A 12,422-nucleotide genomic window follows, 5' to 3' on the forward strand; every position below is an offset into this window, starting at 1 on the left:
GGCTTCTTGTGCTCACTTTAAATGCTTAAGCCGGGCGGCGGCTTCGCCTTACCCGGCCTACGGTTTACTGCCGTTTTGACTTACTCGTCGCCGTTAAAACCCGCACGATTGAGCAGGAACTGCGACAATAGCGCTACCGGGCGACCGGTTGCGCCTTTGGCCTTGCCGGAGCGCCACGCGGTGCCCGCGATATCCAGGTGCGCCCAGTTGTACTTGCGGGTGAAGCGCGCCAGGAAACAGCCCGCGGTGATCGCCCCGCCAGGACGTCCGCCAATGTTCGCCATATCCGCAAAGTTAGACTCAAGCTGATCCTGATATTCGTCACCCAGCGGCAGACGCCATGCGCGGTCCCCGGCCTGCTCTGACGCACCAATCAGCTCGTGCGCCAGCGGATTGTGGTTCGACATCAGGCCGGTAATGTGATGGCCCAGCGCAATCACACAGGCTCCGGTGAGCGTGGCGACGTCAATCACCGCTTCCGGCTCGAAGCGCTCAACGTAGGTCAACACGTCACAGAGTACCAGACGGCCTTCGGCGTCGGTATTCAGCACTTCAACGGTCTGGCCGGACATGGTGGTCAGAACGTCCCCCGGACGATAGGCGCGGCCGCCAGGCATATTTTCGCAGCCCGCCAGAACGCCGATCACGTTGATAGGCAACTGAAGTTCCGCGACCATGCGCATCACGCCATAAACCGCCGCCGCACCGCACATGTCGTACTTCATCTCATCCATGCCTTCGGCAGGCTTGATGGAGATACCGCCGGAGTCGAAGGTCAGGCCTTTACCGACGAGCACAATCGGGCGTGCGTCTTCGGACGGGTTGCCTTTGTACTCAATGACCGACATCAGGGATTCGTTTTGCGAGCCGTTACCGACCGCCAGATAAGAGTGCATCCCCAGCTCTTTCATCTGCTGTTCGCCGATGACGCGGGTAATGACGTTTTTGCTGTAGGCGTCGGCCAGCTGACGCGCCTGAGAAGCCAGGTACGCCGCGTTACAGATGTTCGGCGGCATGTTGCCGAGATCTTTAGCCGCTTTAATGCCGGCTGCAATGGCCAGACCGTGTTGAATGGCGCGTTCACCGCTGGTCAGTTCACGACGGGTTGGCACGTTAAAGACCATTTTACGCAGCGGACGACGCGGCTCGCTTTTATTGGTTTTCAACTGATCGAAGCTGTACAGGCTCTCTTTTGCCGTTTCAACCGCCTGACGCACTTTCCAGTAGGTGTTACGCCCTTTGACGTGCAGCTCGGTCAGGAAGCAGACGGCTTCCATTGAGCCAGTATCATTCAGCGTATTGATTGTTTTCTGAATCACCTGCTTATACTGACGTTCATCCAGCTCGCGTTCTTTGCCGCAGCCAATCAGCAGAATACGCTCTGACAGTACGTTCGGAACATGGTGCAGTAACAGCGTCTGCCCAGGTTTGCCTTCCAGTTCGCCACGACGCAGCAGGGCGCTAATATAGCCGTCACTGATTTTATCGAGTTGCTCGGCGATCGGGGAGAGTCGGCGTGGTTCAAAGACGCCCACAACGATGCAGGCACTCCGCTGTTTCTCCGGGCTACCGCTTTTTACACTGAACTCCATGCACTACGCTCCTGAATCTTAAAGACAACGGCGGCAGCTACGGATAGAATTGAAACCTTTCGTAACTCATGTCCGCTGTTGTGGTGACTTCGTGTTAATCTTACGTTACTACGGTTTCGACACGTCAGAAACAATCCTGAAGCGTGAATCCGCCGGATGTTTTAATCTTAGCGATGATTTCGACGACTCAAGAGAATAAATGACGTTTAAGCCATGAAACAAGCGATTTTCCAGCAAAGAGACGGGTTTTTACGGGCGTATTTAAAGTGATAATCATAAGATATCTGGTGCGGGAGACGCTCAAAAGCCAACTGGCGATCCTTTTCATCCTGCTGCTGATTTTTTTCTGTCAGAAGCTGGTTAAGATCCTCGGTGCGGCCGTTGACGGCGAAATTCCAACAAATCTGGTACTTTCCCTGCTTGGTTTAGGGATCCCGGAAATGGCGCAGCTTATCCTGCCGCTAAGTCTTTTCCTTGGCCTTCTCATGACGCTTGGGAAACTCTACACCGAGAGTGAAATCACGGTGATGCACGCCTGCGGCCTGAGCAAAGCGGTGCTGGTGAAAGCCGCCATGATACTGGCGCTGTTCACGGGTATCGTTGCGGCGGTGAATGTGATGTGGGCGGGGCCCATGTCTTCCCGCCATCAGGACGAAGTGCTGGCCGAAGCGAAAGCCAACCCCGGCATGGCGGCGTTAGCCCAGGGGCAGTTCCAGCAGGCAACCGACGGAAACTCCGTGCTGTTTATTGAGAGCGTTGACGGCAGTAAATTCAACGACGTCTTCCTTGCGCAGCTGCGTCCCAAAGGAAACGCGCGTCCTTCAGTGGTGGTTGCAGACTCCGGTCAGCTTGCTCAGCGCAAAGATGGTTCACAGGTCGTGACGCTGAACAAAGGTACCCGTTTCGAAGGCACCGCGATGCTGCGTGACTTCCGTATTACGGATTTCCAGAACTATCAGGCCATTATCGGCCATCAGACCGTGGCGCTCGATCCAACGGATACCGAGCAAATGGACATGCGTACCCTCTGGAATACCGATACTGACCGGGCGCGTGCTGAGTTCCACTGGCGTATCACGCTCGTCTTCACCGTGTTTATGATGGCGCTGATTGTCGTTCCGCTGAGCGTGGTGAACCCGCGTCAGGGACGCGTGCTATCTATGCTGCCGGCGATGCTGCTTTACCTGATCTATTTCCTGCTGCAAACCTCGATTCGTTCCAACGGCGCGAAGGGTAAGCTGGACCCTATGGTCTGGACATGGTTCGTCAACAGCCTGTACATCTTACTGGCGCTGGGGTTAAACCTGTGGGATACGGTGCCTGTGCGCCGTATACGTGCCCGATTCTCGCGTAAAGGAGCCATCTAATGCAGGCGTTTGGCGTTCTTGATCGCTATATCGGTAAAACCATTTTTACCACCATCATGATGACGTTGTTCATGCTGGTGTCGCTCTCCGGCATTATCAAATTTGTCGATCAGCTGAAAAAAGCCGGGCAGGGGAGCTATGACGCGCTGGGCGCGGGGATGTATACCCTGCTCAGCGTGCCGAAAGATGTACAGATCTTCTTCCCGATGGCGGCACTGCTGGGGGCGCTGCTGGGGCTGGGAATGCTGGCGCAGCGCAGTGAGCTGGTCGTTATGCAGGCCTCGGGTTTTACCCGTATGCAGGTTGCGCTGTCGGTGATGAAAACCGCAATCCCACTGGTGCTGTTGACCATGGCGATTGGCGAATGGGTTGCGCCTCAGGGTGAACAGATGGCGCGTAACTACCGTGCTCAGGCCATGTACGGTGGTTCGCTGCTCTCGACTCAGCAAGGTTTATGGGCTAAAGACGGTAAAAACTTCGTCTACATCGAACGGGTGAAGGGGAATGATGAACTGGGCGGGGTGAGCATCTACGCTTTCGATGACCAGCGCCGTCTGCAGTCCGTTCGCCACGCCTCTTCGGCGAAATTTGACGCCGAACATAAGCAGTGGCGGTTATCCCAGGTTGATGAATCCGACCTGACCGATCCGAAACAGATTACGGGTTCTCAGACGGTAACCGGCACGTGGAAGACCAACCTGACGCCTGACAAGCTCGGTGTTGTTGCCTTGGATCCTGACGCGCTCTCCATCAGCGGTCTGCACAACTATGTGAAATATCTGAAGTCGAGCGGACAGGATGCGGGACGTTATCAGCTCAACATGTGGAGCAAAATCTTCCAGCCAATGTCCGTGGCGGTAATGATGCTGATGGCGCTGTCGTTTATCTTCGGTCCGTTGCGCAGCGTGCCGATGGGGGTTCGCGTCGTGACCGGCATCAGCTTCGGCTTTGTGTTCTACGTGCTCGATCAGATCTTCGGTCCGCTGACGCTGGTTTATGGCATTCCGCCGATAATTGGTGCGCTGCTGCCAAGCGCCAGCTTCCTCCTGATCAGCCTGTGGCTGATGTTGAAACGCTCCTGATTGACCTCTCCTCGCTTCCGGTTAACCGGAAGCGAGGCTAATCACCTGTTTCACCCCGCACTTTTTCTCATAACCTTCAACGCCTCGCCCTGAATTTGAGTATTATTGAGCGATAACGTCGTGAAGGGATCCTCTATGAAGCAAATTCGAATGCTCGCCCAGTATTACGTCGACCTGATGATGAAGCTTGGGCTGGTGCGTTTCTCCATGCTGCTTGCGCTGGCGCTGGTCGTTCTGGCCATTGTTGTGCAAATGGCCGTTACTATGGTTCTGCATGGTCAGGTCGAGAGTATCGACGTCATCCGCTCCATCTTCTTTGGGTTGCTCATTACCCCCTGGGCGGTCTATTTCCTTTCCGTGGTGGTTGAACAGCTGGAAGAATCCCGTCAGCGTTTGTCTAAGCTGGTCGATAAACTGGAAGAGATGCGCGAGCGCGATCTGAAGCTTAACGTCCAGCTTAAAGACAACATTGCGCAACTGAATCAGGAGATCTCCGATCGTGAGAAGGCGGAAGCCGAACGTCAGGCCACGCTGGAGCAGCTGAAAATCGAAATGAAAGAGCGCGAGGTCACGCAGATCCAGCTTGAGCAGCAATCCTCTTTCCTGCGGTCGTTCCTCGATGCGTCGCCGGACCTGGTGTTTTACCGCAATGAAGATAAAGAGTTTTCCGGCTGTAACCGGGCGATGGAGTTGCTCACCGGGAAAAGCGAGAAGCAGCTGATTCACCTGAAGCCGCAGGACGTTTACTCTGAAGAGGCGGCGGCCAAGGTCATGGAGACCGACGAAAAAGTCTTCCGTCATAACGTCTCGCTGACCTATGAACAGTGGCTGGATTACCCGGACGGACGCAAAGCCTGTTTTGAGATCCGTAAGGTTCCGTACTATGACCGCGTGGGGAAACGCCACGGCCTGATGGGCTTTGGCCGCGATATCACCGAGCGTAAGCGCTATCAGGATGCCCTGGAGCGCGCCAGTCGCGACAAGACCACCTTTATCTCCACCATTAGCCACGAGCTGCGCACGCCGCTTAACGGCATTGTCGGGCTGAGCCGTATTCTGCTGGATACCGACCTGACCGCAGAGCAGGAAAAATACCTCAAGACTATCCATGTCTCAGCGGTCACGCTGGGTAATATCTTCAACGATATTATTGATATGGATAAGATGGAGCGCCGTAAAGTTCAGCTTGATAATCAGCCTGTTGATTTCACCAGCTTCCTTGCCGATCTCGAAAACCTGTCCGGCCTGCAGGCCCAGCAGAAGGGACTGAGTTTTGTCATGGAGCCAACCCTGCCGCTGCCGCATAAAGTGGTGACTGACGGCACGCGTCTGCGCCAGATCCTGTGGAACCTTATCAGCAACGCGGTGAAATTCACCCAGAAGGGGCAGGTGGCGGTGCGTATCCGCTATGACGAAGGAGATATGCTGCACTTCGAGGTGGAGGACTCCGGGATTGGTATTCCGCAGGAGGAGCAGGACAAAATCTTTGCCATGTACTACCAGGTGAAGGACAGCAACGGCGGAAAACCGGCGACCGGAACAGGCATTGGCCTGGCGGTCTCTAAACGTCTGGCGAAGAGCATGGGTGGCGATATCACCGTTGCCAGCCAGCCGGGCAAAGGGTCAACCTTCACGCTAACGGTCCATGCGCCGGCGGTGGCGGAAGAGGTAGAAGATACCTTCGAAAATGACGATATGCCGCTGCCTGCCCTGCACGTTCTGCTGGTGGAGGATATTGAGCTGAACGTGATTGTGGCTCGCTCGGTATTGGAAAAACTGGGCAACAGCGTGGATGTCGCGATGACCGGTAAGGCCGCACTGGAGATGTTTAAACCGGGCGAATACGACCTTGTGCTGCTTGATATCCAGCTGCCGGATATGACCGGGCTGGATATCTCGCGTGAGCTGACGCGTCAGTACGCGGCCGACGAACTGCCGCCGCTGGTGGCGCTGACGGCGAACGTGCTGAAAGATAAAAAAGAGTATCTCGATGCCGGTATGGACGATGTACTCAGCAAGCCGCTGGCGGTGCCTGCTCTGACCGCCATGATTAAGAAGTTCTGGGATACCCGTGATGAAGAGGAGAGCACCATGACGTCTGTTGATAGCGCAAAAGCCCAAACGATACTCGATACCGCGATGCTGGAGCAGTATATCGATCTGGTAGGCCCGAAACTTATTACCGATGGTCTGGCGGTCTTCGAAAAAATGATGCCGGGCTATCTGAGCGTTCTGGAATCAAACCTGACGGCCCGGGACCAGAAAGGCATCGTCGAAGAAGGACATAAAATCAAAGGTGCCGCCGGCTCGGTCGGTTTGCGCCATCTTCAGCAGCTGGGTCAACAGATTCAGTCGCCTGATTTACCTGCATGGGAAGATAACGTGGGTGATTGGGTTGAAGAGATGAAACAAGAGTGGCAAAACGATGTTGCGGTGCTTAAAGCCTGGGTCGACGCCAGAAAAAAATGACCCCGGCTTAACCGGGGTGCGCGAATACTGCGCCAACACCAGGGAAATCGTGGCTGCGCCTATTTTTTTAAAGTTATTTTCGAAAGGGCGCTGCCTGAAAAATTTAGGCCGCACGCAGATAAGATAGCAAATCTTAAATGATTTGTTACATGAATCAGTGAAATGTGTGAAGCATAGCGTTTTAATCAAAATTATTAATGTGCTTCAGCAAGTTGCAGAAAAGGATTGTCATGATGAAAAAGATTGGTGTCGTGCTGAGCGGATGCGGTGTTTACGATGGTTCTGAGATACATGAAGCCGTAATCACGCTGCTGGCCCTGGCTAAGCAGGGAGCGGAGGTTATTTGTTTTGCACCAGACAAAAATCAGTCGGATGTGATTAACCATCTGACCGGTGAACCAATGGCGGAAACCCGTAACGTGCTGATTGAAGCCGCGCGTATTGCGCGAGGTGATATCCATCCTCTTATTCAGGCAGACGCCGCAGAGCTTGATGCGCTCATTGTGCCGGGTGGGTTTGGCGCGGCCAAAAATCTCAGTACCTTTGCCGAGCAGGGCGCGGAGTGTCAGATCGATCCTCATCTCAAAGCGCTGTCGCAGGCCATGCATGCGGCAGGGAAACCGCTGGGCTTTATCTGTATCGCACCGGCGATGTTGCCCAGGATTTTTGATTTCCCGCTGCGCCTGACCATCGGGACGGATATTGATACCGCGGAAATCGTAGAGGAAATGGGGGGCGAACACGTTCCGTGCCCGGTGGATGACATTGTGGTTGATGAAGATAACAAAATAGTCACCACGCCTGCGTATATGCTGGCGCAGAATATTGCAGAAGCGGCTATGGGGATCGAAAAGCTGGTCGCCCGAGTGCTGGTGCTGGCTGAATGAGTCGTCAATCTGGTGCTGGCGCGTGGGTAAAACGTATCCTGTTGCGCATCGTTCTGGTGCTGGCGGTATTTTGGGGCGGTGGACTCGCCCTGTTCAGCATTATGCCGGTCCCGTTCTCTGCCGTGATGGTTGAGCGTCAGCTCGGCGCGTGGCTCAGCGGTGATTTCGGCTATGTTGCCCATTCTGACTGGGTGAGCATGGACGAGATCTCACCGCTCATGGGGCTGGCGGTCATCGCGGCGGAGGATCAGAAATTCCCGGAGCACTGGGGATTCGACGTTGCGGCCATTGAGAAGGCGCTAGCCCATAATGAACGCCATGAAAACCGCGTGCGCGGTGCGTCAACCTTGTCGCAGCAGACGGCCAAAAATCTGTTTCTGTGGGACGGCCGCAGCTGGGTGCGAAAGGGGCTGGAAGCGGGGTTGACCCTGGGGATGGAAACGGTCTGGAGCAAAAAACGCATTCTGACCGTCTATCTCAACGTCGCTGAGTTTGGTGACGGCGTTTTTGGCGTGGAAGCTGCCGCGCAGCGTTATTTCAATAAGCCAGCCAGCCGTCTGAGCATGTCAGAAGCAGCGTTATTGGCCGCCGTTTTACCGAACCCTATCCGCTTTAAAGCCAGTGCCCCATCAGGGTACGTGCGAAGCCGTCAGGCGTGGATCATGCGCCAGATGCGTCAGTTGGGAGGGGAAGGGTTTATGGAGAGCAATAAATTAATGTAGGGCGGGTAAGCGCAGCGCTACCCGCCTGAATAGCAGACCTTAATCTTCGTCAAACCCTGCATTAAACAGCGCAATCACAGCTGCCAACGCTTCCTCTTCCTGAGGTCCGGTGGCTTCGACTTCAATCTGGCGCCCTTTGGCGGAATCCAGCATCAGCAGCGCGATCACGCTGTTCGCTTCCGCTTCGGTGCCTTCGTCATTTCGCAGCAGAACCTCTGCATCGAAACCCTGCATCAGCTCAAACAGCTTCATCGCCGGGCGTGCATGCATGCCCAGCTTATTGGTGATCTCAACGGTCTGTTTTACGGTCATGTTTTACGTTTTTCCAGCGTGCGATGACGGGACTGAACGTTCTTACCGCGCGAGCGGAAATAGTCGGCCAGCTGTTCGGCGATATAAACCGAACGATGTTTACCACCGGTACAGCCAATCGCTACCGTCAGGTAGCTACGATTGTTTGTCTCCAGCATAGGTAACCATAGCTCAAGGTAGCTTCGCGTCTGGTAGATAAAATTGTGTACTTCTGTGTGCCTGTCGAGGAAGGCCGCGACGGGTTTGTCCAGGCCGGTCATGGGACGCAGCTTCGGATCCCAGTGCGGGTTCGGCAGGAAGCGCACGTCGAAAACATAATCCGCATCAATCGGGATACCGTGCTTGAAGCCAAAGGATTCGAACACCATCGTCAGTTCACGCTCGCGTTTACCCAATAACCGGGTGCGCAGCATTTCTGCCAGCTCGTGAACGGACATCTCAGAGGTGTCGACAATCAGGTCGGCACGAGAACGCAGTGGCTCCAGCAGGTCGCTCTCTTCATCGATAGCACTCTCCAGAGAGAGGTTCTTACTGGAAAGCGGGTGCAAGCGACGGGTATCGCTGTAGCGACGGATTAGCGTATTGCGGTCTGCATCAAGGAACAGCAGCTGAGGCGAGAACGTGTCAGGCAGGTTGCTCATGGCCTGTTCGAAGATCTCTGGCGATTCAGGCATGTTACGGACGTCGATACTGACGGCTGCAGAGGTTTGTCTCTCCGCAAGCGTGCGGGCCAGATCGGGCAACAACACGACCGGCAGGTTATCAACGCAGTAAAAACCCATGTCTTCCAGCGCGCGCAGAGCAACGGATTTCCCCGACCCTGAACGGCCACTGACAATCATCAGCACCATGTTCCGTTTCTCCTCAGGACAACAGATGTGAAGGCCATCTCCTGGTTATGCATCATCCTGATTGCCTTCTGCTTCAGTGATAATTTGGTAGAGCTCTTCATCACTTTGGGCCGAGCGCAGTCGACGGCAAATAGTTTTATCGGCCAGACGTTTTGCGACCAGCGACAGCGTATGCAGGTGGGTTTTCGTCTGATCGGCAGGCACCAGCAGCGCGAAAAGGAGATCGACGGGCTGGTTATCAATGGCATCAAAGGCGATGGGTGTTTCAAGCTGCACAAACACACCAACGGCACGCAGGGTATCCTCTTCCAGTTTGCCGTGCGGGATCGCGATGCCGTTGCCGATACCGGTACTGCCCATTTTTTCACGGGTCAGAATCGCTTCGAACACCACCTGCGGCGGCAGGCCCAGCTGTTTAGCAGCCAGTTCACTGATGATCTCCAGCGCACGTTTTTTGCTCTGGCAGTGAACCGCACTGCGGGTACATTCCTGGTTAAGGACATTGCTCAGTTGAAGAGCGGAATCGTTGTTCATCATAATTTCACCTAAGCGCTAACTGTACAAATGGCCTGTTGTGTTTCACAACAGGCCGTCCTGCACCCGTTAACTGCCCGGACAATTAGTGTTGTTTCAGTTTATCTTTATGTTTATTGAGCTGTCGCGCAAGCTTATCAATCAAGCCGTCGATAGCAGCGTACATGTCTTGCCCTTCCGCACTGGCATGCAGTTCACCCCCGTTAACATGCAGGGTGGCATCCGAGATATGAGTCACTTTCTCCACTTTCAACACAATATAGACCTGATTGATCCTTTCGAAATACTGCTCGAGTTTTGCAAACTTCGCGTTCACGAATTCGCGTAAAGCCTCAGTAATTTCGACGTTTTGTCCAGTGATGTTGAGCTGCATAGTGTCTTCCTTATCGGTTGTGTCAGACCAGCTGTTTACGCTGGTTGGACGGCGGAATGGATAAAGACTCTCGATACTTCGCAACAGTACGACGTGCCACCATAATACCCTGATCGGACAGCATGGTGGTTAACTTACTGTCGCTTAGCGGCTTCGCGGGGTTCTCCGCGGCGATCAACTTCTTCACCAGGGCACGAATGGCCGTTGACGACGCTTCACCGCCGCCCTCGGTATTCACATGGCTGGAGAAGAAATACTTAAGCTCAAAAATACCGCGTGGACTGTGCAGATACTTCTGCGTGGTGACACGGGAAATGGTTGATTCATGCATCTCGACGGCCTGGGCGATATCCGCCAGCACCATCGGTTTCATATACTCTTCGCCCTGCTCAAAGAAAGCCTGCTGCTGTTCGACAATACAGCGGCTGACGCGTAGCAGCGTATCATTTCGGCTCTCAAGACTTTTGATCAGCCATCGCGCTTCCTGAAGATTGCTACGAATATATTGATTGTCGGAGTCGTTACGCACGCTGGTGCACATGGAGGCATACTGCTGGTTGATTTGCAGGCGAGGGATGCTGTCTGAATTCAGTTCAACGACCCAGCGGCCATTGTGTTTTCTGACCAGCACGTCCGGAATAACGTACTCAGGCTCGCTGGTCTGGATTGACTGTCCCGGGCGTGGATCGAGTGACTGGATCAGATTCACCGCTTCTTTCAGCACATCTTCTTTCAGGCGCGTGACGCGCATCAGGGTGCGGAAATCGTGGTTCGCCAGCAGATCCAGGTGATCGCTGATGATCACGCGCGCCTCGTCGAGCCATGGCGTCTCTTTGCTGAACTGAGAAAGCTGGATCAGCAGGCAGTCGCGCAGATCTTTTGCGGCTACGCCTACCGGATCGAAACGCTGGATGCGCTTCAGAACGGCTTCAACTTCCTCAAGTTCTATCTCTTCGTCGCCCATGCTTTCCAGAATATCGTCAAGCGTGACGGTCAAATAGCCGGTGTCGTCAACGGCATCGACAATTGAGGTAGCAATCGCGCGGTCGGTATCGGAGAAGGGAGTGAGTTCCACCTGCCACATCAGGTAATCCTGCAGCGACTGAGTGGTTTCTCCCTGATAGACCGGTAGCTCATCATCCTGGTAGTCCGCACGCGTACCGGAAGGCGTTCCGGCGGTGTAGATTTCATCCCAGCTGGCATCCAGCGGAAGCTCGTCGGGCATCTCTTTTTGTTCGAGTGCGTCGGCGGTATCAAGCGCTTCAGTGTCCTGTGACTGCTGGGTATCTACCTCGTCATGAAGATCGGTTTGTTCCAGCAGGGGGTTGCTGTCCAGCGCCTGCTGGAGCTCCTGCTGAAGTTCTAACGTGGACAGTTGCAACAGGCGAATTGCCTGCTGTAGCTGCGGCGTCATTGCCAGTTGTTGGCTGAGCCTTAATTGCAAACCTTGCTTCATGTTCAGAGCATTTTTCTCCGGTTCGGCGTTACGTTACCTCTACCCTATCAGAGTCTGAAGTCTTCCCCAAGATAGACGCGCTTAACATGATCGTCTTCGAGGATCTGCTGTGGCGTACCGTGGGCGATCAGATTGCCCTGGCTCACAATATACGCGCGTTCACATACGGCCAGCGTTTCACGGACGTTGTGGTCGGTGATCAGTACGCCAAGCCCGCTGTCGCGCAGGTGTTCAATGATACGTTTAATGTCGATAACCGAGATCGGGTCAACACCCGCAAACGGTTCATCCAGAAGGATAAATTTAGGGTTTGCGGCCAGCGCACGCGCGATCTCAACGCGACGGCGTTCGCCCCCGGAGAGTGCCTGACCGAGGCTGTCGCGCAGATGCTCAATGTGGAACTCTTCCATCAGCTCGTTGGCACGATCCTGACGCTGTTCGCTGGTCAGATCGTTACGAATTTGCAGGACCGCCATCAGGTTGTCGTAAACGCTAAGTCGACGGAAAATGGAGGCTTCCTGCGGCAGATAGCCGATCCCGCGACGCGCGCGCGCGTGAAGCGGTAGAAGACTGATGTCTTCATCGTCAATGATTATGTTGCCGGCATCGCGCGGCACAATGCCAACGACCATGTAGAAGGTTGTCGTTTTACCCGCACCGTTAGGGCCAAGCAGCCCCACGATTTCGCCAGAGTTGACGGTCAAACTGACATCTTCTACGACACGGCGGCCCTTATAGGCCTTCGCGAGGTTTTTTGCAGTTAATGTTGCCATAACG

At 54.6% G+C, this 12,422-nt stretch carries 12 protein-coding genes; 5 read left to right on the top strand and 7 right to left on the bottom strand.

Annotated elements, in window-relative coordinates; genetic code table 11:
- Positions 1 to 80: 80 nt before the first annotated feature.
- On the bottom strand, positions 81 to 1,592 hold the full coding sequence (gene pepA / locus F0319_RS19160; RefSeq protein WP_023309366.1) for a leucyl aminopeptidase: 1,512 nt from the start codon (positions 1,590 to 1,592) through the stop codon (positions 81 to 83).
- Positions 1,593 to 1,858: 266 nt separating this feature from the next.
- Between pepA and lptF the strand changes: the two genes are divergently transcribed.
- The 5 genes from lptF to mtgA all read left to right on the top strand — a co-directional run bounded on the left by lptF (position 1,859) and on the right by mtgA (position 8,119).
- Positions 1,859 to 2,959 carry an LPS export ABC transporter permease LptF gene (gene lptF, locus F0319_RS19165; protein WP_047650945.1) on the top strand — a complete coding sequence of 367 codons (1,101 nt, stop codon included), beginning with the start codon at positions 1,859 to 1,861 and terminating at the stop codon, positions 2,957 to 2,959.
- Positions 2,959 to 4,041, top strand: coding sequence for an LPS export ABC transporter permease LptG (gene lptG, locus F0319_RS19170; RefSeq protein WP_115876359.1), 1,083 nt, complete (start codon positions 2,959 to 2,961; stop codon positions 4,039 to 4,041). The genes lptF and lptG overlap by 1 nt, the downstream gene beginning before the upstream one ends.
- Positions 4,042 to 4,176: 135 nt before the next feature.
- Positions 4,177 to 6,510: an aerobic respiration two-component sensor histidine kinase ArcB gene (arcB, locus tag F0319_RS19175; RefSeq protein ID WP_111964978.1), complete on the top strand. Its 2,334-nt coding sequence runs from the start codon at positions 4,177 to 4,179 to the stop codon at positions 6,508 to 6,510.
- Between the two features lie 233 nt (positions 6,511 to 6,743).
- Positions 6,744 to 7,397 (top strand): isoprenoid biosynthesis glyoxalase ElbB, encoded by a 654-nt coding sequence (gene elbB, locus F0319_RS19180; RefSeq protein ID WP_136195211.1) that lies wholly within the window; start codon positions 6,744 to 6,746, stop codon positions 7,395 to 7,397.
- Complete coding sequence (mtgA, locus tag F0319_RS19185) at positions 7,394 to 8,119, top strand: monofunctional biosynthetic peptidoglycan transglycosylase (RefSeq protein ID WP_149367568.1); 726 nt, start codon at positions 7,394 to 7,396, stop codon at positions 8,117 to 8,119. Before elbB ends, mtgA begins: the two co-directional genes overlap by 4 nt.
- Positions 8,120 to 8,158: 39 nt before the next feature.
- On the opposite strand, the gene npr is transcribed toward mtgA, so the two are convergent.
- The 6 genes from npr to lptB form a co-directional block, all read right to left on the bottom strand.
- The gene (npr, locus tag F0319_RS19190; protein WP_003861872.1) at positions 8,159 to 8,431 is read right to left on the bottom strand and encodes a PTS phosphocarrier protein NPr; all 273 of its coding nucleotides are present in this window, start codon (positions 8,429 to 8,431) and stop codon (positions 8,159 to 8,161) included.
- Complete coding sequence (rapZ, locus tag F0319_RS19195; RefSeq protein WP_008501442.1) at positions 8,428 to 9,282, bottom strand: RNase adapter RapZ; 855 nt, start codon at positions 9,280 to 9,282, stop codon at positions 8,428 to 8,430. The genes npr and rapZ overlap by 4 nt, the downstream gene beginning before the upstream one ends.
- Positions 9,283 to 9,327: 45 nt before the next feature.
- Positions 9,328 to 9,819, bottom strand: a complete 492-nt coding sequence (ptsN, locus tag F0319_RS19200) for a PTS IIA-like nitrogen regulatory protein PtsN (RefSeq protein WP_008501443.1) — start codon at positions 9,817 to 9,819, stop codon at positions 9,328 to 9,330.
- 82 nt (positions 9,820 to 9,901) lie between these two features.
- Entirely contained in the window at positions 9,902 to 10,189 is a 288-nt protein-coding gene (gene hpf, locus F0319_RS19205) for a ribosome hibernation promoting factor (RefSeq protein ID WP_111964975.1), read from the bottom strand.
- A gap of 22 nt (positions 10,190 to 10,211) precedes the next feature.
- Positions 10,212 to 11,645: an RNA polymerase factor sigma-54 gene (rpoN, locus tag F0319_RS19210; protein ID WP_111964974.1), complete on the bottom strand. Its 1,434-nt coding sequence runs from the start codon at positions 11,643 to 11,645 to the stop codon at positions 10,212 to 10,214.
- Positions 11,646 to 11,692: 47 nt separating this feature from the next.
- Positions 11,693 to 12,418, bottom strand: coding sequence for an LPS export ABC transporter ATP-binding protein (gene lptB, locus F0319_RS19215; protein ID WP_023309359.1), 726 nt, complete (start codon positions 12,416 to 12,418; stop codon positions 11,693 to 11,695).
- Positions 12,419 to 12,422: the final 4 nt, after the last annotated feature.

Origin of the sequence: Enterobacter vonholyi (assembly GCF_008364555.1) — a bacterium.
GTDB lineage: Bacteria > Pseudomonadota > Gammaproteobacteria > Enterobacterales > Enterobacteriaceae > Enterobacter > Enterobacter vonholyi.

Coding starts and splice junctions, on each gene's coding strand:
- ptsN (WP_008501443.1), bottom strand. CDS start 9,819: ATGATGAACAACGATTCCGCTCTTCAACTGAGCAATGTCCTTAACCAG.
- pepA (WP_023309366.1), bottom strand. CDS start 1,592: ATGGAGTTCAGTGTAAAAAGCGGTAGCCCGGAGAAACAGCGGAGTGCC.
- lptB (WP_023309359.1), bottom strand. CDS start 12,418: ATGGCAACATTAACTGCAAAAAACCTCGCGAAGGCCTATAAGGGCCGC.
- hpf (WP_111964975.1), bottom strand. CDS start 10,189: ATGCAGCTCAACATCACTGGACAAAACGTCGAAATTACTGAGGCTTTA.
- elbB (WP_136195211.1), top strand. CDS start 6,744: ATGAAAAAGATTGGTGTCGTGCTGAGCGGATGCGGTGTTTACGATGGT.
- mtgA (WP_149367568.1), top strand. CDS start 7,394: ATGAGTCGTCAATCTGGTGCTGGCGCGTGGGTAAAACGTATCCTGTTG.
- arcB (WP_111964978.1), top strand. CDS start 4,177: ATGAAGCAAATTCGAATGCTCGCCCAGTATTACGTCGACCTGATGATG.
- npr (WP_003861872.1), bottom strand. CDS start 8,431: ATGACCGTAAAACAGACCGTTGAGATCACCAATAAGCTGGGCATGCAT.
- rapZ (WP_008501442.1), bottom strand. CDS start 9,282: ATGGTGCTGATGATTGTCAGTGGCCGTTCAGGGTCGGGGAAATCCGTT.
- rpoN (WP_111964974.1), bottom strand. CDS start 11,645: ATGAAGCAAGGTTTGCAATTAAGGCTCAGCCAACAACTGGCAATGACG.
- lptG (WP_115876359.1), top strand. CDS start 2,959: ATGCAGGCGTTTGGCGTTCTTGATCGCTATATCGGTAAAACCATTTTT.